The sequence below is a fragment of the Kaistella yananensis genome, from assembly GCF_026107505.2.
Taxonomy (GTDB): Bacteria; Bacteroidota; Bacteroidia; order Flavobacteriales; family Weeksellaceae; genus Kaistella; species Kaistella yananensis.
In genome coordinates this window covers 93,294-115,705 of the sequence record NZ_JAPCHZ010000001.1, presented here as the reverse complement: position 1 = coordinate 115,705, position 22,412 = coordinate 93,294, and the positions used below count along the sequence as shown (strand labels likewise).

The following is a 22,412-nucleotide window of genomic DNA, read 5'->3' as shown; positions in this document are numbered from 1 at the left end:
TTTTCTAGTAACCTAAAAGTTTTAAAACTTCATCCGGTTTCTGCTCTTCCCGGAAGACTTCGTAGGTGAAATTCCCGTCCTCGTCTTTGTTAATGAGGATATGCCTCGGCTGCGGCATCAAACAGTGATGAACGCCACCATATCCACCAATGGTTTCTTGGTATGCACCTGTGTGGAAAAACCCGATGTATAGCGGCTTTGTATCACTGAAAACCGGCAGATAAATCGCATTGGTGTGCTGCTCCGAATTGTAATAATCGTCGGAATCGCAGGTTAAGCCACCCAGGAAAACCCTTTCGTACGTATCTTCCCAACGGTTAAGCGGCAACATAATGAAGTGTCTGGAAATTGCCCATGTATCAGGCAAAGTCGTCATGAAAGAGGAATCAATCATGTTCCACTTTTCTCTGTCGTTCTGGCGTTTCTGTGAGATAATTTTATATAAATGGCCGCCACTTTCTCCAACAGTAAAACTACCAAACTCGGTATAGATATTAGGTTCTTCTACGCCTTCTTCCTCACAGAATTTCTTAATCTGAGAAACAATTTCGTTCACCATATATTGGTAATCGTAGTCGAAATTCAAAGACGTTTTAATAGGAAAACCACCACCGATATTCAGGGAATCCACCTCCGGAGCGATTTTTTTCAGCCTCGCATACACGCGAAGACATTTATACAATTCGTTCCAGTAATACGCGGTATCTTTAATTCCGGTATTGATGAAAAAGTGAAGCATTTTCAACCTTGCATTGGGATGTTCCGCAATTTTCTGGCTGTAATACGGGATGATATCTTTGTAACCAATTCCTAATCTGGAAGTATAAAATTCAAATTTCGGCTCCTCTTCAGAAGCAATACGAATTCCGATATTAAAAGTGGTATCAATGCTTTCAGTCAGTTTATCCAATTCGCGGTAATTATCAAGAATCGGGATAATGTTTTGAAAACCGCTGTTAATTAAATCTGAGATTTTCGCCAGATAATCGTCGGTTTTAAATCCGTTACAAATCACCTCAACGTCTTTGCCGTACTTGCCTTTTTCGTAAAGCGACCTGATGATATCCATATCATAAGCTGAGGAGGTTTCCAGAGAAATATCGTTTTTCAACGCCTCTTCTACTACAAAAGCAAACTGGCTCGATTTTGTACAATAACAATAAGTATAGCCTTTTTTATAATCGTTCTTTTCAATAGCTTCTTTAAACCAGGCTTTCGCACGCTGAATATTGGTGGAAATTTTTGGCAGATAATTAAACTTCAAAGGCGTACCAAACTTTTCGACGACCTCCATCAAAGGAATATCATGAAACTGGAGCGTATTTTCCGAAACGTTGAATTCTTCGGTTGGAAAATACAAAGTCTGATCGATAAGTTCTGAATATTTAATTTTCATTATTGGGTAATCGTATGTAAGTGTTAAAACTGCAAAGTTGGTAAAAAAAGTTGGTTTTCAGCGAAAAATTAAGGAGTTTTTGGAGTCGATGCTCATCATAAAACAATGAAAATCACAAAACAAAAATAAGCAGAATTTACGATTAGTGCGCGACAAATATGACCAGATCACCTTCTTCATAATGTATAATAACCGTTTCTTCTGCAGCGAAATTTCTGGTACCGATTCGCTTTGAAAGGTCCAAATTTTCGTTTGTCAGCGGCCAGTTTAAACCTTCAGTAGTAATATTCTCTGTAACCGGAAAAGGATAAAGCGAAACTGTTTTTCCTTTCACATTTTTTAAAACCAAAGTTTTAGGTGCGAAAAAATAGGTTGAAAACTCATCAAAAAAAGTGATTTTCAATTCATTTTTAAAGAGGAAAGCTACGGTTAAGTTTCCGAGAAAATGATCCATTTCGCCGCCGCTTGCACCATAAACATCAACTGTTGAGATGCCTTTCTCCCGGATGATTTCTAAAGATTTCTGGAAATCTGTTTTATCCTGATCGGGCGTGAAAATAAATTTTTCATCGTAAAGCGCCTCATCACTTCCGGTATGCGAATCGAAATCACCGGAAATAAAGTCGAGCTTTTCCAACGGAAAATTCTTGTCTTTTAGATAGTGAAAAGCCCCGTCGGAACAGGCAATAAGCGAATAACCAGCGGTATCGGGAAGATCTTCGGGCGGTATCCCGTTAATAAAAAGCAGGGCTTTATCGGTCATTGGGATTCCAGTATTCTTCGGATTCATTATTGATTTTCGACATATATCTTGCCAACACAAACAGGTAATCCGAAAGACGGTTCAGATATTTGATGAGTTCTGGCCTCACTTCTTCGGATTCATTCAGAAAAACCAAACTGCGTTCGGCTCTTCTGCAGACGGTGCGGCAAATATGTAGGGAAGTTGCGGCTTTTCCACCGCCCGGAAGAATAAAATACTGCAAGGGCTGCAGTTCTTCCTCAAAAGCATCCATCCAGTTTTCGAGTTCTTCGATTTCGGTATCAGAAATCATTAATGCCAAGCGCGATTTTCCGTTGGCTAAAGTTAGTTTATCGGTAGGCGTAGCTGATTCGGAACCTACCGTAAAGAGATCGAACTGAATTTTCCTGAGCTGTGCCAAAACTTTTTCATCTTTAATTTCAGTTTTTGCAAAACCAATAAATGAATTGAGCTCATCTATTGTTCCGTAGGATTCAACTCTCGCTGAGGCTTTGGAAACTCTGGTTCCGCCATATAAAGCCGTTTCGCCTTTGTCACCCGTTTTGGTGTAGATTTTCATAAATTAAGTTTTAATAAAATTGATTTTTGTTTGTAGAATATCAGTCAGTCCATTTTTTAGATTTCTTCATGTACCTGACCATATCATCAAAAACGCCCGCTACTTTATCATTGAACTCAAAATCATTCAGTTGATCGAGTTTCTCGCGGAAAACTTCATCATTATTTTGTGTTTTGGACATGATCTTTATTTTTTACTCATTCAAATATAAAGATTGCATCGCATTATCTGTACAGAATTCCGAATTATTGAATTTTATCAAGTATAATCTTCCATAAAATAAGGTTATAGCTTCTGAAGAAATTGATATGCCCCACCTGTTTTTTTGGGGATTCCGAGACTTTTATTTCCCGGTAGGTTTTCTTCATATTAGGATATGAATTGTTCATCAGACTCTCCATTCCCTTCATCGTCACCCACGAATCGTCTTCTGCGTGAATGATAAAAGCTTCCTGATTTAAATCCTTCGAGTAATCTTTTTCAATTTTTTCATAAAGCCTGCCGGTGGATTTTTTATTGAGAATCAAGGTGCGCCAGTCATAAGCGCTTCCTTTTGGTAAAGATTCTCCCAAACCAAACCGGTGCGCCGGAAAATATCCCTTTAAAATTACCGTTACCGGAACAGCAATGCCAAATCCCAGCGCTGCAGTAACCGCAACCCGCCAGGAAAGATGACCGATATATGCATCCTGGGTTGAGACGAAAATGAATTTTTTGAAAATTACTGAATCTTCATTCATCCCCAGAATCAGTGCTCCAACGGAATGACCGAGACAGAATTTGGTATAATCCGGATAATTTTCTTTAATGAAACCGGTTATGGTTTTGAAATCTCTAGTTCCCCAGATTCGCATGGACGCTTCGAAACCTTTCATTTTCCTGGGCTTTGACTCACCGATTCCTCTGTAATCATAGGTAATTACGGTGAAACCCTGCGTTGCCAGATATTTAGCAAAAGAAAAATAAACCTGCTGTCTGACACCCGTGGCCGAATTTATGACCAAAAGCTTCCGTTTCGGAATTTCGGGCTCAAAAATCTTTACCGATATCGGAAACTGATCCGGAGTCTGTAGAACTAATTCTTTCATTCCAAGCAAATTCACTGAATTTTAGTGAAAATCAAGCTCTAAATTTACTGAAATATTGATGAAAAGAAAGGTTTAAAAGTATGCCGTCAATAGCAATTTTACGGTCACGAGAAGTCTTTAAGGTATGGAAGACCGCGCTGTGAGCCTCTGTTTTTTGTTACTTTCAGCGAAACATCATTCCCGAATTTTACCGAGTCATCCACAGTATTTCCGTGACAAAGTGCAATTGAAAGACCGGAAACAAAAGCATCGCCCATTCCCAGTTTATGCAGAACAGAATCGTGATCGTTTCGGTAATATTTCATTTCGGAACCATTGAAATATGTGGTTGAATTAGAATCATCGCGCACAAAAAGTTTGTTAGGATACTTTTTGAGGATATCTTCACGTTTCTCTTCGCCAAAAACAATGGATAGCTCGTTGCTTTTGGCCACGATAAAACTTGCATTTTCCAGAACGTTAGCAGAAAGTTCTTTTGCAGGTGAAGCGTAGATGCCCACTTTCAAATTATTTTTCTTGGCTAGCTCTACGGTAAACTCCACCACATCCATCGGAATTTCAAGCTGAATCAGCACCAAATCAGCCGTCTGAAAAAACTTTTCACCTTCGGCAACATGCTCCGGTTTCAAACAATAATTTGAAGCGGGAACTACAACGATAGAATTTACGCCGCCCGCTGCGGTTACGTACGCCGTTCCGGAAGCTGCCTGTTCTGTTTCTGCCACAAAACCTACGTTAACTCCTTCATCAACTAAATTTCTCAGAATTTGCTGACCAAAGGGATCCATGCCCACACAGCCGATGAAATACACACTCGCACCGAGTCTTGCGGTTCCTACGGCTTGGTTTGCACCTTTGCCGCCAAAAAAACTTTCAGACCGCAGTGCCATCACCGTCTCATTGGGCTGAGGATGATGCTCCGTATTAAGAACCAAATCGATGGAGGAACTGCCTACAACAATAATTTTCGGTTGCTCAGAAGTGATATTCATTGTTTCTCTGGAAATTTAAATATTGCAGAAATATTTCAACAGCATTTTCGGATTAAGATTCTGCTGACTGCTTAACAAAACTATTCTTTTAATTGCAGATGAAGAAATTATTTAACTTTTAATTAACGCCGATTTCAATGAATTCCGATACAAGTTTTACCGGCTCACCATCAATACCGAAACCGATGTAGCTTGCATAAAATCCTTCGCCATAACCCGTTTCAAAAGCGAAAATATTTCCGGCCTTATCTTCGTCCGGTTTCAGGAATGCAAACTGATCGATGGCTCCGTTTTCATCAAAAAAATATTCGTGGAAAAATTCTTCGTAGATTCCCATGAACTCTGCACCCTTTCTGTGGAAAAGCCTTTTTTCAAGATGATTGAGGCAATCCTGCGTTTCTGCATCCATAAAACAGCCCATACCGCTTTCAACTGGATAACCGAAGATTTCTTCACCTTGCAGTTCTTCGATATTCTGTCCGTCGGTTGTAGCGAGTTTCCACTCAGAAATCTGGGCGGCGCTGAAAACAATTTCCACGTACGCAATACAGTTGCTTTCTCTTTCTTTGTGAACCAAAACCGGAAACTCACCCTGAGGGAAATTCACTTTAAAAGATGCCATATCGTTCGTGATCAACGGATCACAGGCTACGATGCTGCCGGTAGAAAGGTGAATTTTACCCGCATCGAAAGTTTCGATTAAAGGACTTTCAACAAAATTTTTGTTGAAGAGTTTAGCGATATTATCAAGATGAGTCATCTGTGAGTTGGTTTAGAGGGTTTTGAGTTTTTCCTCAAGCAAGGCAATTTTATCCTGTGCGTCTTTCTGTTTTTTGCGTTCAGCATCTACAATTTCCGGTTTCGCATTGGCTACAAATTTCTCGTTTGAAAGTTTTTTCTCCACGGAAATCAGGAAGCCTTTCAGGTATTTTAACTCTTCTTCGGTTTTGGTTTTTTCTTCTGCCAAATCAAGGTTCTCACTTAAAGGAATTGAAATTTCCGTTCCGCCAACCAAAAAAGTAAAGCTTGGCTTGTCTGTTTTTGTGGCGAAACTGATTTCAGAAACATTTGCCAGTTTTTTTACCAGATTTTCATTGCTGATCGCTTCGGCATTGGTGAAAATTTCCACCGCTTCTCTTGGCGAAATTCCTTTACTCTGGCGGTAATTTCTTACACCGGAGATCATTTCTTTGGATGTTTCAAAATTTCGGATCAGATCTTCACTGTAAGGATGTGATTTTCTTTGTTGAGTAATTACCAAAGCATTTTCGGGTGAACGTTCTGCAATATTCTGCCATAATTCCTCAGATAAAAACGGCATGAAAGGATGCAACAATTTCATTAACTCCTCGAAATAAGCGATGGTCTGGTCATAAACTTCCGTAGAAATCGGCTGACCGAAAGCAGGTTTCACTGCCTCCAGATACCAAGCACAGAAATCGTCCCAGATCAATTTATAAACAAGATGTAAAGCATCTGAAATTCTGAACTTCTCAAACTGGTCGGCAATTTCGGCAATGGTTTTATCCATTTGGTTCCCGAACCACTCGATTGCCTGTCTGTCGGATTCGTTGGCTTTAATGTTTTCGTCTTTCGACCAACCTTGGGTCAGTTTATAGGCGTTCCAGATTTTGGTAGCGAAATTACGGCCCTGAAGCATCAGTTCTTCATCGAAAAGCAAGTCGTTTCCAGCTGCGGAACTCAATAGAATTCCTACGCGAACTCCGTCGGCGCCATATTTTTCGATGAGTTCAATTGGATCCGGTGAATTGCCAAGTGATTTCGACATTTTCCGGCGCTGCTTATCGCGTACAATACCTGTAAAATACACATTTTTGAAAGGAACTTCGTTTCTGTATTCCAGTCCTGCCATAATCATACGGGCAACCCAGAAGAAAATAATATCCGGACCGGTTACCAAATCGGAAGTTGGGTAATAATAGTCGATTTCTTTATTTTCGGTATCCAACATTCCGTCGAAAACGGAAATTGGCCACAGCCAAGAAGAGAACCACGTGTCGAGGGCATCTTCGTCCTGCTTTAAATCTGAAATTTTTAAATCTGAATTTTGGGATTTCTGCTTCGCCAACTCCAGCGCTTCTTCAATGGTTTCGGCAACGACGAAATCGTTTTCTCCTTCACCATAAAAATATGCAGGAATTTGCTGTCCCCACCAAAGCTGGCGGGAAATATTCCAGTCGCGGATGTTTTCCATCCAGTGTTTGTAGGTATTTTTGAATTTTTCTGGGTGGAATTTAATTTCATCATTCATTACCACATCCAACGCAGGCTTGGCGATTTCAGACATTTTCAGAAACCACTGAACGGAAACTTTCGGTTCGATCACCGCACCGGTTCTCTCTGAAGTTCCCACTTTATTCACATAATCTTCAGCTTTCAGCAAAAGTCCTTTTTCTTCAAGTTCTTTCGCGATGGCTTTTCTTACTTCGAAACGGTTTTTTCCCGCGTAGTGAAGTCCGTGAGCGTTTAAATTTGCGTCATCATCCAAAGAATCGATCATGGCCAGGTTATGACGTTTACCGATTTCGTAATCGTTGGTATCGTGGGCAGGAGTAATTTTCAAAGCTCCGGTTCCGAATTCGATGTCCACATAATCATCCTCGATAACGGGAATTACGCGGTTTGCGATAGGAACAATTACGTTCTTGCCTTTTAAGTGCGCATATCTTTCATCATTTGGATTGATGCAGACTGCGGTATCGCCGAAAATAGTTTCCGGGCGCGTTGTTGCAACAGACAGGAATTCTTCAGTTCCTTCAATTTTATATTTTAAATAGTAAAGCTTCCCGTTCTGCTCCTTAAATATTACTTCTTCGTCGGAAATATTTGTTTTTGCTTCCGGATCCCAGTTCACCATGCGGTATCCACGGTAAATTAAACCTTTATTATACAAATCCACGAAAGATTTGATGACCTGCTGAGAAAGCTTAGGCTCCATCGTAAAACGCGTACGTTCCCAGTCGCAGGAACAACCCAGTTTTTTCAACTGCTCGAGGATGGTTCCGCCATATTTGTCCGTCCAGTCCCAGGCGTGTTTCAAGAATTCCTCTCTGGTGATATCAGATTTATTGATTCCTTCAGCTTTCAGTTTTGCCACAACTTTCGCTTCTGTCGCGATGGATGCGTGGTCGGTTCCTGGAATCCAGCATGCGTTGAAACCCTGCATTCTGGCACGTCTTACCAACACATCCTGAATGGTATTGTTCAGCATGTGACCCATGTGAAGGATTCCGGTAACGTTTGGTGGAGGAATCACGATGGTATAAGGCGGTTTCTCGTTTGGCTCGGAATGGAAATAATTATTTTCAAGCCAGTAACTGTACCATTTATTCTCGGTCTCCTGTGGGTTATATTTTTCTGAAATCTGCATAGGATCTTTCTTTATCTTAGTACGTGCAAAAATAGGCAAATAAAAAAAATTATTCAGGTATTGAAATAATTTTTAACTTTGTCCTTCAATATTTATCAAAACATCAATATAACATTTAAAAATATGAAAAAATTATTTGCAGGTTTGTTTTTAACCGCATCATTCGCAATGGCTTCAGCACAATCAATTTCTTTTGATAAAACAACATATGATTACGGAACTGTAAAAACCGGCGCTGACGGACACAGAATGTTCACTGTAAAAAATACGGGCGACAAACCCCTTATCATTTCCAGAGTACAGGCTTCTTGCGGATGCACTACACCGGAATGGAGCCAAGACCCGATTATGCCGGGCAAAACCGCACAGATTAAAGTGGGTTATAATACAACAATCGTAGGACCTTTCACAAAGATTATCGAGGTATATTCTAATGATCCGGAAAACAGCAGATCGGTAATTACCATTAAAGGAACTGTAGACGGCAACGCTGCCGTAGAGGCTGTAGCGGTAGCAGCACCTGCCGCAGAATTATCTGCAAAAGCAGCACCTGCACAAGCTAAGAAAAACGTAAAGAAAGCTGCGAAATAAGCAAGTTCATCAAATTAAATCATAAAATCACTTCGTTACTGGAGTGATTTTTTTATTTTTAAGGAAAATAACAGATATGGATTTAGATTTCAGCGATAACTTTATCGCCAAAGGGAAAATTTCAATAAAAGAATTAGCCACCAAATACAAAGGCGATTTAGATAAGGAAGCTGGCAAAAAAATGCTCTTGGACGAAAAAATAAAGCTCCGCGAACTACAGGAAAGGTTGTATGCAGATTCCGGAAAATCTTTATTAGTAGTACTACAAGCGATGGATGCAGCCGGAAAAGATTCCCTGATCGAGCATGTTTTCGGCGGAGTAAATCCGCAGGGCTGCGAAGTACACAGTTTTAAAACGCCAAGTTCGAAGGAATATTCTCATGATTTTTTATGGAGACATTACCTCGCTCTTCCTGAGAAAGGAAAGATCGGCATCTTCAACAGGAGTCATTACGAAAGTGTTTTGGTTTGCAAAGTTCATCCGGAATATAACTTGAATGAAAAAGTTTGGGATTCCGTTTCTGATTTTGATGATAAATTCTGGGAAGAACGCTACAAAAGCATCAGAAATTTTGAAAAACACCTCTCCGAAAACGGCACTACCGTAATAAAAATTTTCCTTCATATTTCTAAAGAAGAACAGAAAAAAAGATTTCTCGACCGTATTGATGAGCAGGACAAAAACTGGAAATTCTCCATGGGAGATTTGCCTGAACGCGCCCTATGGGATGAATACATGAAGGCTTACGAACGCGCCATCAACGAAACTTCGAAAGATCATGCGCCGTGGTTTGTCATTCCCGGTGATGATAAATGGTTTGCGCGAGTTGCGGCGATACAGATTATTATTGATGCACTGGAAGGAATGGATCTGAAATTCCCGAAACTTTCGGAAGCTGACCAGAAAGAGCTGGAGGGAGCAAGAAAGCAATTGGAAAGCGAATAGAGATGACGATTTGGAGAGCGATTTTTGTAACAGTTTCTTTCGTTGTTATTTTAGAGATATTTCAAATAATCCCCATTTTACTGATTGAGGTTTTTGACTTGACCGCTGAAAAACATCTAGTACCAATCGAAATTATTTCCACAAGCCTAAATTTACTATCTTTTTATATCTATTACCGATTATTCATTAAATCCCCACTGATAGAAACCAACAAAATTCGGACTGTACACTTTTCATCAGTCTTCTTAATTTTCTTTATTGTAGTAGGAATAATACTGTTCAATAAGATTTTTATTAATGGATACAATTACATTTTTAATCACAACTTTACGGTCATAAAGAGTACTCAAAAAATTTCTGAGTTCAATAGATCTGCTTACTTTTATTTATTTTCCTCAATTATAGCTGCACCAATTATTGAAGAAATTGTTTTCCGAAAGTTTATTTTCATGCAATTGCTGCAGAAAAACTCTCTCTTAAAAGCTATACTTGTTTCCAGTTTCTGCTTTTCAATAATTCATTTTCAGGATCTTAGCAATCTTTTGCCAACCTTCGTTTGGGGCATCTTTCTATCAGTAATATTTTATCAAAGCAAAAATATTATTTATCCCATCGTTACTCATTTTCTTAATAATGTAATCGTATCAATATTTGCCTTTTATAACAATACAATTCCAACGTATTTTCAGGAAATAAAATTCAGTTTGTTGTATTGGTTCATCACCCTTTCGGGACTTGCGATCGTGATTATTTCAATGAAAGTATTCATTAATAAAACCAAAAAAGCAGAAACCTAAATTTCTGCTTTTTTTGTTTCATTAAAAACCACAAGAAAAACTGTAAGCCGGATTCTGTAGATTCGCCGAAGCGAAAATGCCTGTTATTTATCTGCGCTTTACATTGCTGCAAAGCTTTAGCTGTTTACCCCTCGGTTTTTGGAGCGAGCAACTCCTATTTTTCATTGCTGAAAAAAATCCGATATACTTAACATTGCACCGCAAAGAGTTTACCTGATTTCACTATAAATTAATATACATCCTTTCTGTTGCACTGGTCCTGATCTTGCGACCGACGGGTGTTACCCGCTTTGCTGCTCTGTGGTGTCCGGACTTTCCTACCCCAAAATAAAGTGGAATCAACAGGCCGTTCTTCTTGTGGGCGACAAAGATACTGAAAAATCAAGTCTGCAATTATGTTTATGTGGTAAGATTATTGCTTGCTGAAATCTCTTAAATTTGAATATATTTGAAAATGGAAGAAGTTACCCAGTTAAAATATGTAGACATTGTTTATAATGTACTCGAAAGATGGTACCTGAAATTTGCACAGGTCACCCCTAATATCGTTGTAGGACTTATCGTTTTTACCCTCATCCTGCTCATGAGTTCTTACCTGAGCAAATTGGCTGTAAAGGTTTTTCACCGTTTTTTTCCCAAGAGCAAAAATAACTCTATCGTCACGTTAATCGGGATTTTTAAATTCCTTATCATTCTCATGGCCGCATTTATTGCCTTTGAGATAATGGGACTTGGTGGTTTTGTGCTGAAGTTCCTCGGAAGTTTAGGTGTTGCCGGGGTGATTGCGGGTGTGGCTTTAAAGGATCTGGTGTCATCGATGTTTTCGGGGATACTGATTGGTATTGACAAAGCTTTTGCGGTGGGCGATTATGTTTCGATTAAAGGAATTTCCGGAGCAGTTGAAAGCATTGGTTTTCTGACCACGAAAGTTATCACCGATGAAGGAAAGAAAGTCTACATCCCAAATCAGCTGATTTTCAGTGCACCGTTTATCAATTATTCGGCTTCTTCGCACAGAAAAGTTTTTATTGATCTTGAAATTCCCAATAATGAAGATTTAGAGAAAGCTAAAAAAGTGATTGTGGACGAAATTCACACTTTTGATTTTGCGGAAAACAAAGACAACGCCGAAGTTATCTTCCTGAAGCAAAGTCTCGGAATTTTCTATCTTGAAGCAAGATTTCAGATGAAAACGGGCGAAAAGATAGCGCATGTCCGGAGTGAGGCACTTTTAAGGATCAAGAAAAAATTGGATGACAACGGAATTCAGCTTGCGACACAGACTCAGATTGAGACCGGAAATTCGGTTCAGGAATAATTTTGTTGAATCCCGAAACCCTTAGCCCTGATTGAAACGGCATCCTTTTTTGAGGAGGCACGACGAGAAAAAGATACAGTGGAAAGCAGGTTCCCGGCTCCTAAAAACAAAAAAATCCGTTCAAAATTAACTGAACGGATTTTTTATTTATCATAAAATCTTATTGACCTAAAACTTCTTTTACTTTATTGGCAGCTTCTTCCAAAGTGATCGCTGAATGTACAGGAAGACCTGAATTGTCGATCAATTGCTTTGCTTCAACAGCGTTGGTTCCCTGAAGACGCACGATTAAAGGAACAGGAAGGCTTCCCATGGCTTTGTAAGCATCTACAACACCCTGTGCAACACGGTCGCAACGTACGATACCACCGAAAATATTGATCAGGATTGCTTTTACGTTAGGATCTTTAAGGATGATTCCGAAAGCTTTCTGAACTCTTTCTGCATCAGCAGTTCCACCCACGTCCAGGAAGTTTGCAGGGTTACCGCCTGAAAGTTTAATGATATCCATCGTAGCCATCGCCAAACCAGCTCCGTTTACCATACAGGCAACGTCGCCATCAAGTTTCACGAAGTTAAGACCAGCTTCGCCAGCTTCTACATCGGTAGGATCTTCTTCTCTTGTATCTCTTAATGCTGCCAAATCTTTGTGACGGAACAGTGCGTTGTCATCCAAAGAAACTTTAGCATCTACCGCGATAATTTTATTGTCTGAAGTCTTCAGAACCGGGTTGATTTCGAAAAGAGAAGCGTCGATTCCTACGTAAGCGTTATATAAATTGGTGATGAATTTTGTAAAATCTTTGAAAGCATCTCCACTTAAACCTAAGTTGAACGCGATTTTTCTTGCCTGAAAGCCTTGCAGACCGACAGCAGGATCAATTACTTCGTTATGAATTAAATGAGGTGTTACTTCTGCAACGTGCTCAATATCCATCCCACCTTCGGTAGAATACACGATCATATTTTTCCCCTGAGCTCTGTCTAAAAGAATCGAAACATAAAATTCTTTAGTTTCAGTTTCTCCCGGATAGTACACATCTTCAGCAACCAAAACGAAGTTCACTTTTTTACCTTCAGCAGATGTTTGTGGAGTTACCAGCTGCATTCCGATGATGTTTCCTGCGTTTTCTTTGAGTTTTTCAATGTTCGGGGAGAATTTTACGCCTCCGCCTTTTCCACGACCACCAGCATGAACCTGAGCTTTTACTACCCAGCCCTCGTTTCCGTTCAGTTCTTTTAATTTATTTGCTGCATCTACTGCTTCCTCAACATTGTTTGCGACAAAACCTCTCTGGATGTTTACTCCGTACTTTGCCAAAATCTCTTTAGATTGGTATTCGTGAAGATTCATAATATTTTAATTAGATTTTTATTTTTTTAAAAGATTTACAAATTTAAGAAAATTTGAGAAGATAATGATTGAACCTGAGCAAATTTTTATTTTAAAACCGTTTTAAAAATTTACTTCTACACCGTTTCCGGTTTTGTTTTTTCATAAAAGGTTGTGGCGATTCCTGCCAGGATAATAATACTTCCCAGCATTTGAACCGGTGTAATCTTCTCACCAATAAAAACTGCAGCTAAAAGCGCGGCAAAAATAGCCTGACTGAGTAGGCTCAGTGAAACCCGTGTCGCCCGCATGTGCTGGGTCGCATAACTGATGAGAATCCACGCAATTAACTGACATACAACCCCCTGCACCAAAAGGGAAATCCACGCTTCATTTGAAAACCCGACAAAATCCTCGCCGAAAGCAAGATTTACGAAAAAGAGAAAAACGGTGGAGAAAATCATGCTGTACGCAATAAAAGTAATCACTTCAACCTTTTCCAAAACCGTTTTGCTTACTAAAATATATAAAGCGTAAAGCAATCCCGATAACATTCCGAGGAAAAAAGCGGCGTCTAAATTCATTTCCACAATCGTGTCAATACCAACGAAAACCATCATTCCCAGTAAAGCGATGCATGTTCCCAGCCAAAAGCTTTTCCGCGGTCGGTAATTCAGAAAAACAAAGGAAAAAACGCCCACCCAAATCGGTGAAAGATTCGTGAGCAGCGTAGCCTGGGTTGCTGATGAGTGCTGAATCGAGATATTCCACACGGCAATATCTGAGGCGAAAAGTACTCCGCATATCCCCGTAAGGAACATCAACTTAAAGTTTTTAAAACCAAGTTTCCCTTTGTAAAGTGCGATAGGGAAAAGAATAACCCATGCAATTGCCATGCGGTAAAATGCTGAAATAAGTCCTGAAGTAAGGTTCATGCGAACGATCACGGGAAATATGGAAATGCATAAAATCCCGACGAATAATGCGATTCTTGCTTTGCTCATTTTTAATATTTTCTGCCAATTTCCTTGCAGATTTCTAAATAATGATCTGGCATTTTCGAAAAATAATTTGTTTCGTAATATTCATCCGTATGCGGAATATAAATACTGTACTTTTTGCCTAAAGGAATAAGCGGGATGAAAAATAAAGTGATGTAATTTTTGAATATTTTAACCTCGGCATTCACCAAAAAACCATTTTTATTGATTTTTATGGTTTCCTGACCGACTAATTTTTTGGTGTTTCCTGCGATGAAAAAGAACATAAACTTCTATTATAATTCCACAAAAGAATTCGCAATATTCATAAATTCATTAAGATTCCTGTTGCGATCCTTTAATTCACTCCACGAAATGATTTGATAATAATGTGCGGGCGTTTCCACCACTGTGAGGTGATAAAAAAGATCAGCCTCTGTTTGATCAGTACCATCGGTTAATGTACCTTGCACTAACAGCTCCACTGCATCTTTATTGTCGATTTTCAACTTTCTTGGTGCGGAAACTGTTCTCTTGGCATTTTCAGCTAATCCATCAATCAAAGACTTTGCATAATATTCGCCTGCTTCTGCAATATCTGCAAACGCAACCTGAAGCGAAGTCAGATGCTCCTTTTCAGTCTGAATAATGACTACGTATTTATCATTCACCGCATTGGTAAATTGTGCAAGTGCGAAATCATTCAGGTCATAGCTTTTTACGTAAGTGGAAGGCACTGCAATTTTTATTGGATTACCTACTTTATATTCTTTCATTTGCTGTGCAGAAAAAACTCCAAACAACAGCACGCAAATAATGGCAAGTTTCAACTTCATCATTAAATTTTATTCTTCAAAAAATAAAAAATCAGCATCGCCCATGAAACAATCATCATCAGTCCGCCAAGTGGTGTAATGGGTCCCAAAAACTTAAAGTTTAAACCGTTTATTCCATTAAACGCCAGCAGATAAATACTGAATGAAAAAATGAATGTTCCGGCAATCATTAAAATTGAAATCCATTTTTCTGTTGGTGTTTCGAATTTCAGAATATATCCCACAATCAGTAAAAACAACGCGGAATACATCTGATAACGAACCCCGGTTTCAAAACTGGTGAGTTTTTCCACGGATAAAATTTTCTTTAATGCGTGCGCACCGAAAGCACCTAAAATAACGGAAAACAGCCCGTAAACCGCGCCGACAACTAATGTAAATGTCTTCATATTATAATTCTCCTTTTTGATTCATGATAAAGATTTGTGCCACCATGGACAAGATACCAATTAAAACAAACATCCACCAAAACCGCTTCGATTTGGCAAATCCTTGCTCTTTCGTAAGTTTCAGAAATATGCCGAAAATGAATAGCAAAAACCCTAAAAATAGCTGAAACATCTCTGTATTATTTATTTCTTAAATGATTAAATTCATTGATGACTTCGTGATGCGAAACGGTTTTGTCTTTAAAATAGTTCACAAAGTGATTTTTCTCTTCCTCCGTTGCGCCCAACTGATTCAGGATATTCAGAAGATGCATTTTCATATGTCCTTTTTGGATTCCTGTAGTCACCAACGATCGCAGGGCAGCAAAATTCTGAGCCAATCCGGAAACCGCCAAAATACTCATCAATTCCTGCGCAGAAGGTTTTCCTAAAAGTGCCAAAGAAAATTTCACGAGCGGATGAAGATTCGTCAAACCACCTACCACTCCAACTGAAATCGGCAGGTCAATCCAAAACCTAAAAATTCCGTTATCGATGGTACAATGCGTCAAACTACTGTATTTTCCGTCTTTTGCTGCGTACGCATGCGCACAAGCTTCGGTCGCCCGGAAATCGTTTCCAGTTGCAATCACCACAGCATCAACCCCGTTCATAATTCCTTTGTTGTGCGTGGTTGCGCGGAATGGTTCAATTTCGGCAATGGTTACGGCGCGTTTAAATTTGGTTGCAAATTCTTCATTGGTAATTCCGCTGTCGTCGTTCAGATCTTCAATTTTACAGGAAACTTCAGCTCTTACGATACAATCTGGAGTGAAGTTTGACAAAATATTCATCACAATTTGCAAAGAATCTTTTTCTTCCTGTGTAAAGGTTTCTTCTTTCGAAACTTCCTCTTTTAAAGTCTTTCCAAACTGCTCCAAACAAGAATTGATAAAATTGGCACCCATGGAATCCACCGTATCGAAACTAGCTTTCAGTTGGAAATAATTTTCCATATCGGCCGTTTTGTCGATCAATCGGATATTGAGAATTCCGCCGCCGCGATTACGCATGTTTTTGGTGATTTCTTCGGTGGCTTCAAACAGTTTTTTCTTCAGTTTAAAATTGAAGAAATGCTGAAGTTTATGAGGTTCAACATCAAGAATAAAATGGGTATGACCTAACTTTTTAGTATTGATAATGGTCGTTTTAAAACCGCCTTTATCAATCCAGAATTTGGCTGCTTTTGAAGCTGCTGCAACCACAGAGCTTTCCTCTACTGCCATTGGTAGCGCCAGTAATTTCCCATCGATAAGAAAATTTGGCGCGATTCCGTAAGGCATATAAAAATTGGAAATCGTATTTTCGGAAAACTCTTCGTGAAGCTTTTGAAGTGTATCGTCGTTGTTCCAGTATTGCTGTAAAATCTGCTCGTAACTGCGGTCGTCATTAAGATATTCTTTGATGAGCCAATCGATTTTTCTTTGTTTCGAAAGTTTAGAAAAACCTTCTACAGGACTGTGATTCATGGAATTTTAATTTGAATTTCAAAGATAGGAAATTCGTTCGGATGTAGAGCAGAAATGAGGATCGCACCCCGGAAATTTACTTATCTTTAATTGATGAAAACACCACTTCTTTCTGCATTATTATTTCTGGTCTTAAGTTGTAATAAAACAACGGATAATTCACCTAGAGACAACAGCAATGCAGGTTCTGAAAGTTTAGAAACAGCAACTTCCATAAAAATAAATAAAGATAAAAACACGGTCAGGGAAAGATTTCCGGCACCACATGGTTACGAATATTCGACCGCAGGACCATCTTCCTTTGCGGAATACATTGAATCTTTTCCACTGAAGACATACGGATCTCCGATTCTGAAATATGACGGAACAGAAATCGCAACACAATATCTGCACGAAGCTATTTTTGATATCGATACTGGAACAAAGGATTTGCAGCAATGTGCCGACGCGCTTATCCGGCTGCGGGCAGAATATTTATTTGAATTAAAAAAATACGACGAAATTAAATTTCATTTTACCAGCGGAGATTTAATGACGTGGAACGACTACAAAAATGGAACCCGCGCATTTGTGAATGGAAATTCCGTACAGTTTAGAAAAACAGAAAAATTCGATGATTCAAGGGAAAATTTGCGGAAGTATCTGGATTTGATTTTCACTTATGCCGGAACCATTTCATTAAATAATGAAACCAAGCCTGTTTTGAAAACGCGGGATTTAAAAACGGGTGACATCCTGATTACCGCAGGAAGCCCGGGCCACATTGTTTTTATTGCAGGTGTTTCTGAAAATCAAAAGGGTGAAAAACTTTTTTTGCTGGCAGAAGGCTTTACACCGGCGCAATCGATCCATTTACTGAAAAATCCTTTTGATAAAGAAATATCACCGTGGTATGATTTAGATGTAAAAGCTGCCGAAACAAAAACAGCCAGATATTACTTTAAACCAAACAATTTTAGAAGTTTTTAATCAAATCCCGAAGTAAGTTTTTATCAACCGACCAGCACAAAAAAAATCACCGGAAATTTTCGGTGATTAATATTTAACTGTTTAAAACTGTTTAATCCAACTGAGTTCCAAGGAATTCCCATTCCTGCAGCGCAAGGTCTAAATCGGCTTTTTTCGTATTGTACAGTTCCAGCGTTTCTTCAGAAGGATTTTCTTTTGCGAAAGTCGCTTCCATTTCTTCGATTTTCACTTCCAGTTCCGATATTTTCTCTTCGATTTTCTTAATTTTATTCTGGATATTTTTTTGATCTTTGGAAACGATGACAGGTTTCTTTTCGATCGGCTTTTCTACAATCGGTTCGTTTCTCAGTTCCTGCAATTTCGATTTTTCGGCGGAAACCTCGCGGATGCTTTCTTTCTGGCGGAATTCCAGATATTCATTCACATCGCCGAGGAATTCTTTCATTCTTCCATCGCGGAATTCGAATATTTTATCCGTTAATCCTTGTAAAAACTCCCTGTCGTGGGAAATCACAATCAGCGTTCCTTCGAATTTCTGCAAAGCCAGTTTAATAATTTCTTTGGATTGAATATCAAGGTGGTTCGTCGGCTCATCCATAATCAACGTATTGAACGGGCGCAACAAGAGTTTACACAACGCCAAACGGTTTCTTTCTCCACCGGAAAGTACTTTGGTTTTTTTCTGCACATCTTCACCTTGGAAAAGGAAACTTCCGAGCAAATCTCTTACTCTCGGTCGCGTCTCTTCAGTGGCGGCATCTTCAGCTTCTTCCAAAACTGTTTTGTTCGGCGTGAGAACTTCTTCCTGATTCTGCGCGAAATAACCAATATTCACGTTATGTCCTAAATCCCACTGGCCGGAATAATCTTTAATTTCGCCGGCAAGGATTTTTGCCAGCGTGGTTTTTCCTTGTCCGTTTTGTCCTAACAACGCAATACGGTCGCCACGCTCCACAAAGAAATCAACTTTATCGAAAACTTGTTTGTTTCCATAAGATTTCCCAAGATTTTTGGCCTCGAAAATTACTTTACCCGGCACAATAGACTGCACGAAACGAATATTGAACTTCGATACATCTTCGTTATCGATTTCGATTCGCTCAATTTTATCGAGTTTTTTAATTAAAGACTGCGCAAAAGAAGCTTTCGTAGCACTCGCCCGAAACCGGTTGATGTTATCCTCCATCTGTTTGATTTCGGCATCTTGGTTTTTCTTAGCTTGAGTTAATTTCTCTTTACGCTCCTTACTCAGCTCCAAATATTTGGTGTAATTGGCTTTATAATCGTCAACTTTTTTATTATTAATGTCGAAAGTTCGGTTACAAACCGAAGTCATGAATTGCTTATCGTGGCTCACCAAAACGATTGCACCAGGGTAATCCTTCAAAAATTCTTCCAACCAGATGATGGATTCCATATCGAGGTGGTTGGTTGGCTCATCCAGAAGCATCAAATCGTTTTTCTGAAGAAGTAGCTTAGCCAATTCAATTCTCATTCGCCAACCGCCGGAAAACTCGTCGGTAATTTTATTGAAATCATCTGCCTTAAAACCCAATCCCAACAGCACTTTTTCTACATCACCTTCCAGATTATAGGCATCGTGATGCATTAAAAGATCGTTCAGTTCGGTCATCCGGTGAATTAAATTTTCATAGGAATCGCTTTCGTAATCCGTTCTCGTTACCAGCTGATGATTTACCTCATCGAGTTCATTTTTCATTGCATTGATCTGCTCAAAAGCCTGTAAAGTCTCGTCCCAAACGGTTCTACCCTTCACAAAATCAAGATCCTGTTTCAGAAAACCGATCGTAATGTTTCCTTCAGGAACAATGTTTCCTTCGTAGAAATTAATTTCGCCGGTGAGCATTTTCAGAAGCGTAGATTTTCCGGCTCCGTTTTTTCCAACGAGTCCAATTTTATCATCTTTTTTAATGGTGAAATTTACATTCTGAAAAAGATAATTACCTGAGTGATGAAGACCTAAGCCCTGAACTGACAACATATATAGTAAGCAATTAGTAATGAGTATTTTCGAGGTGCAAAAGTAAGTAAAAAGTTATTGAATTGCCCGATTTTAAGAAAATACCGTGAATTTCAGGAAAAACGCCTTAAAACTTTTAACTTTATCTCCTGTAAATTGAACTAAAATGAAAAATTTAATCCTCCTGCTCACAACATTTTTGTATATTAATTTTAATGCGCAAAATTTAAATGTGATGACTTTCAACATTAGGCTTTCTCTCGATTCTGACAAAGAAAACTCCTGGGAAAACAGAAAAAATGATGTTATACAGCTTTTAAATTATTATCATCCCGATGTGTTTGGTGTTCAGGAAGCGGTTCCGCAACAGATGACTGAACTTAAAACAGGCTTAAAAATTTATGATTTTGTCGGCGTGGGACGTGATGACGGTGCTAACAAAGGTGAATATTCTGCCATTTTCTACAATACAGAAAAGTTACAGGTTTTGCAGTCTGGAACCTTCTGGCTCAGCGAAACTCCCGATCAACCATCCAAAGGCTGGGACGCGGCTTATAACAGAGTTTGCACCTATGCCTTATTTAAAACGAAAAAAGGCGGCAGAAAATTCTGGGCTTTCAATGTGCATTTCGATCACGTAGGAAATATTGCGCGTGAAAATTCTTCAAAACTAATTCTGGAAAAAATAACCACCCTCAATCCAAGAAATTTTCCTGTGGTTTTAACAGGCGATTTTAACCTTACAGATAAAACAGAGCCGATTAAAATTATTTCGAAAACAATGAGCTACAGTTTCTACAACTGCAGAAAACCTCATTATGGCCCGACAGGAACTTTTACAGGTTTTGATGTAAACACTGTTCCTAAAGACAGAATCGACTATATTTTCACCAAAGGACTCAGCTGCCAATCCATAAGAACCATTAATGACCGGAGAGAAAACCTGCTCTACCCATCGGATCATTTTCCGGTTTTGGCTGAATTAAAATTCAGATAAAAACACGCAAAAAAAATCCACAGGATGACTCCCGTGGATAAACACAAATGATGAAAAAAAATTTATTCTTCCGCTGTTATGGCATTAGAATACAACAAAGAAATATATAATTTCTGAGATAACAAAATTAATCTCGAATTATTTACTCACAATGATTCATTAGATTGAAAATCAATAAAATAAAGAATTCACCGCATGTAACAGCGGATACAATTAACCCGAAACGAAAATTTATTTCAGGAAAAACCAGACAAATAAAATCAATAATGATGAAATTTCATTTGTGTTCAGATTGTAATCTTTATTCCATAAAAAAACCTGCCGGATTTCGGGCAGATTCATTTTTAAATATAATTATTAATAAAGTCTAAGTCCGGATCTTGCACCCGACGCATTTGTAATGGCCTGCATTCTGGATTTCTGTCCTGCAGAGAACATATACATTGCAGCATCATCAACATAATCCATATAATTCATGAACTGTATGGAGCGGTTTACACCACCACAAAGGTCGTACTGCGGATAAGTCGGCTTCCCGAAGTTTTTATCCTGTTGTGTCGGGGTATCGTCAACAAAATCTGTCGCACAGTTACCGTCGCCCCAGATATGACGCAAATTGAGGTAATGCCCAACTTCGTGAGTTGCTGTTCTTCCCAGGTTATAAGGTGCATTGGCAGTAGTTCCAAAATATTTGCCGGCAATCACCACGCCGTCATTCCAAAGACCAGCCGATTCCGGGAAAGTTGCATAACCAAGTACGCCGCCCATATCACCTACAACCCAAATATTGAAATAATTCGCAGGCTTATAAGCATCCTGACCTTTCGATGATGATTTTTTCATCGCATCATTTGTTCTCCACGAACGTACGGTGGTAGATTTACGGATCACGCGGTCTAAACGGAATTTTATTTTGGTATCACCCGCTGCTACAGAAGTAAATTCAGCTGGAATTTTGCTTACATCACTGTTTGTACCTCCAAAATCTTTGTTTAAAGTCGCAATTTGCGAGGCAATCTGTGCATCTGAAATATTTTCAGCAGACGTTCTGTAAAGAACGTTCACTACGACAGGAATTTCAACTGTACCATCAGCAAGAACCCTTCCCATCTTGAGGTCGTCGATAAACTTAGCCGTTTTGCTTTCATTCTCTACAAACTTTGCCATCAACGTGGGATTATTGGCCAAAGCTTCTTTCCTGATGTCTTCAGAAGGACACATTCTTTGGGTTACAGCACTACCCGAAGTCAGCGCATCGGTATCTTCCTGATTAGACAGATGATCTTCACCCGCATTACAAGCGGCAAGCATTGACAAAGCAAATGCGCCTACTAAAAGTTTTTTCATTCTCCAAATTTTTAATTTTTGTAAAAACGAATTTATAGAGTCGAAAATTACTGCACAATAGTTTTATTATAAATAAATTAAATTTGTAATCATTTTTATTTTAAATAAATGGTTTACAGTATTTTATTTTTCATCAAATAGTCATTATTTTTAGATTTTAAGCAAATACTCTATTTAACTATGCAATGCATTAAACCTAATGAAACAAAATAAACATTACACTTTTATTAA

22 protein-coding genes and 1 other RNA gene are annotated in these 22,412 nt (G+C 38.9%); 6 read left to right on the top strand and 17 right to left on the bottom strand.

Going from position 1 to position 22,412, the window contains the following annotated elements:
• Positions 1–4 precede the first annotated feature (4 nt).
• The 8 genes from OK344_RS00520 to OK344_RS00485 form a co-directional block, all read right to left on the bottom strand.
• Positions 5–1,396, bottom strand: coding sequence for a type III PLP-dependent enzyme domain-containing protein (locus tag OK344_RS00520; protein ID WP_265142957.1), 1,392 nt, complete (start codon positions 1,394–1,396; stop codon positions 5–7).
• Between the two features lie 142 nt (positions 1,397–1,538).
• Positions 1,539–2,186 carry a thiamine diphosphokinase gene (locus tag OK344_RS00515; protein WP_265142956.1) on the bottom strand — a complete coding sequence of 216 codons (648 nt, stop codon included), beginning with the start codon at positions 2,184–2,186 and terminating at the stop codon, positions 1,539–1,541.
• On the bottom strand, positions 2,149–2,718 hold the full coding sequence (locus tag OK344_RS00510; protein ID WP_088468102.1) for a cob(I)yrinic acid a,c-diamide adenosyltransferase: 570 nt from the start codon (positions 2,716–2,718) through the stop codon (positions 2,149–2,151). Before OK344_RS00510 ends, OK344_RS00515 begins: the two co-directional genes overlap by 38 nt.
• A 40-nt stretch (positions 2,719–2,758) precedes the next feature.
• A complete protein-coding gene (locus tag OK344_RS00505) occupies positions 2,759–2,899 on the bottom strand; it encodes a hypothetical protein (protein WP_179285895.1) in 141 nt (46 codons plus the stop codon).
• Between the two features lie 64 nt (positions 2,900–2,963).
• Entirely contained in the window at positions 2,964–3,806 is an 843-nt protein-coding gene (locus OK344_RS00500) for an alpha/beta hydrolase family protein (protein ID WP_265142955.1), read from the bottom strand.
• 104 nt (positions 3,807–3,910) lie between these two features.
• Positions 3,911–4,798, bottom strand: a complete 888-nt coding sequence (locus tag OK344_RS00495; RefSeq protein ID WP_265142954.1) for a ribokinase — start codon at positions 4,796–4,798, stop codon at positions 3,911–3,913.
• 118 nt (positions 4,799–4,916) lie between these two features.
• Positions 4,917–5,558, bottom strand: coding sequence for a DUF4241 domain-containing protein (locus OK344_RS00490; protein WP_265142953.1), 642 nt, complete (start codon positions 5,556–5,558; stop codon positions 4,917–4,919).
• A gap of 12 nt (positions 5,559–5,570) precedes the next feature.
• Positions 5,571–8,189: a valine--tRNA ligase gene (locus tag OK344_RS00485; RefSeq protein WP_265142952.1), complete on the bottom strand. Its 2,619-nt coding sequence runs from the start codon at positions 8,187–8,189 to the stop codon at positions 5,571–5,573.
• 123 nt (positions 8,190–8,312) lie between these two features.
• Here OK344_RS00485 and OK344_RS00480 point away from each other — a divergent pair, with 123 nt between their 5' ends.
• The 3 genes from OK344_RS00480 (at position 8,313) to OK344_RS13430 (ending at position 10,523) form a co-directional block, all read left to right on the top strand.
• Positions 8,313–8,780: a DUF1573 domain-containing protein gene (locus OK344_RS00480; RefSeq protein WP_265142951.1), complete on the top strand. Its 468-nt coding sequence runs from the start codon at positions 8,313–8,315 to the stop codon at positions 8,778–8,780.
• A gap of 76 nt (positions 8,781–8,856) precedes the next feature.
• Positions 8,857–9,726 (top strand): polyphosphate kinase 2 family protein, encoded by an 870-nt coding sequence (locus OK344_RS00475; RefSeq protein WP_265142950.1) that lies wholly within the window; start codon positions 8,857–8,859, stop codon positions 9,724–9,726.
• A 2-nt stretch (positions 9,727–9,728) separates the two neighbouring features.
• Positions 9,729–10,523 (top strand): CPBP family intramembrane glutamic endopeptidase, encoded by a 795-nt coding sequence (locus OK344_RS13430; protein ID WP_407936692.1) that lies wholly within the window; start codon positions 9,729–9,731, stop codon positions 10,521–10,523.
• A gap of 27 nt (positions 10,524–10,550) precedes the next feature.
• Here OK344_RS13430 and rnpB read toward each other — a convergent pair.
• Positions 10,551–10,881, bottom strand: an RNA gene (gene rnpB, locus OK344_RS00470) — RNase P RNA component class A.
• 96 nt (positions 10,882–10,977) lie between these two features.
• On the opposite strand from rnpB, the gene OK344_RS00465 reads away from it, so the two are divergent.
• Positions 10,978–11,841, top strand: a complete 864-nt coding sequence (locus OK344_RS00465) for a mechanosensitive ion channel family protein (protein ID WP_265142949.1) — start codon at positions 10,978–10,980, stop codon at positions 11,839–11,841.
• A 160-nt stretch (positions 11,842–12,001) separates the two neighbouring features.
• On the opposite strand, the gene sucC is transcribed toward OK344_RS00465, so the two are convergent.
• The 6 genes from sucC to OK344_RS00435 all read right to left on the bottom strand — a co-directional run bounded on the left by sucC (position 12,002) and on the right by OK344_RS00435 (position 16,887).
• The gene (gene sucC, locus OK344_RS00460; protein ID WP_265142948.1) at positions 12,002–13,195 is read right to left on the bottom strand and encodes an ADP-forming succinate--CoA ligase subunit beta; all 1,194 of its coding nucleotides are present in this window, start codon (positions 13,193–13,195) and stop codon (positions 12,002–12,004) included.
• Positions 13,196–13,311: 116 nt separating this feature from the next.
• Positions 13,312–14,178 (bottom strand): DMT family transporter, encoded by an 867-nt coding sequence (locus OK344_RS00455; protein WP_265142947.1) that lies wholly within the window; start codon positions 14,176–14,178, stop codon positions 13,312–13,314.
• A 2-nt stretch (positions 14,179–14,180) separates the two neighbouring features.
• Positions 14,181–14,441, bottom strand: coding sequence for a hypothetical protein (locus tag OK344_RS00450; RefSeq protein ID WP_265142946.1), 261 nt, complete (start codon positions 14,439–14,441; stop codon positions 14,181–14,183).
• 9 nt (positions 14,442–14,450) lie between these two features.
• Positions 14,451–14,993: a hypothetical protein gene (locus OK344_RS00445; RefSeq protein WP_265142944.1), complete on the bottom strand. Its 543-nt coding sequence runs from the start codon at positions 14,991–14,993 to the stop codon at positions 14,451–14,453.
• Positions 14,993–15,379, bottom strand: a complete 387-nt coding sequence (locus tag OK344_RS00440; protein WP_055042382.1) for a DUF423 domain-containing protein — start codon at positions 15,377–15,379, stop codon at positions 14,993–14,995. The genes OK344_RS00445 and OK344_RS00440 overlap by 1 nt, the downstream gene beginning before the upstream one ends.
• Positions 15,380–15,558: 179 nt before the next feature.
• Complete coding sequence (locus tag OK344_RS00435; protein ID WP_265142943.1) at positions 15,559–16,887, bottom strand: hydroxymethylglutaryl-CoA reductase, degradative; 1,329 nt, start codon at positions 16,885–16,887, stop codon at positions 15,559–15,561.
• A 93-nt stretch (positions 16,888–16,980) separates the two neighbouring features.
• Between OK344_RS00435 and OK344_RS00430 the strand changes: the two genes are divergently transcribed.
• The gene (locus OK344_RS00430) at positions 16,981–17,856 is read left to right on the top strand and encodes a DUF4846 domain-containing protein (protein ID WP_265142941.1); all 876 of its coding nucleotides are present in this window, start codon (positions 16,981–16,983) and stop codon (positions 17,854–17,856) included.
• A gap of 91 nt (positions 17,857–17,947) precedes the next feature.
• On the opposite strand, the gene OK344_RS00425 is transcribed toward OK344_RS00430, so the two are convergent.
• Positions 17,948–19,858, bottom strand: coding sequence for an ABC-F family ATP-binding cassette domain-containing protein (locus OK344_RS00425; protein ID WP_265142940.1), 1,911 nt, complete (start codon positions 19,856–19,858; stop codon positions 17,948–17,950).
• A 145-nt stretch (positions 19,859–20,003) separates the two neighbouring features.
• On the opposite strand from OK344_RS00425, the gene OK344_RS00420 reads away from it, so the two are divergent.
• Positions 20,004–20,834, top strand: coding sequence for an endonuclease/exonuclease/phosphatase family protein (locus tag OK344_RS00420; protein WP_265142938.1), 831 nt, complete (start codon positions 20,004–20,006; stop codon positions 20,832–20,834).
• A 357-nt stretch (positions 20,835–21,191) separates the two neighbouring features.
• On the opposite strand, the gene OK344_RS00415 is transcribed toward OK344_RS00420, so the two are convergent.
• On the bottom strand, positions 21,192–22,181 hold the full coding sequence (locus tag OK344_RS00415; RefSeq protein WP_265142937.1) for a zinc metalloprotease: 990 nt from the start codon (positions 22,179–22,181) through the stop codon (positions 21,192–21,194).
• Positions 22,182–22,412: the final 231 nt, after the last annotated feature.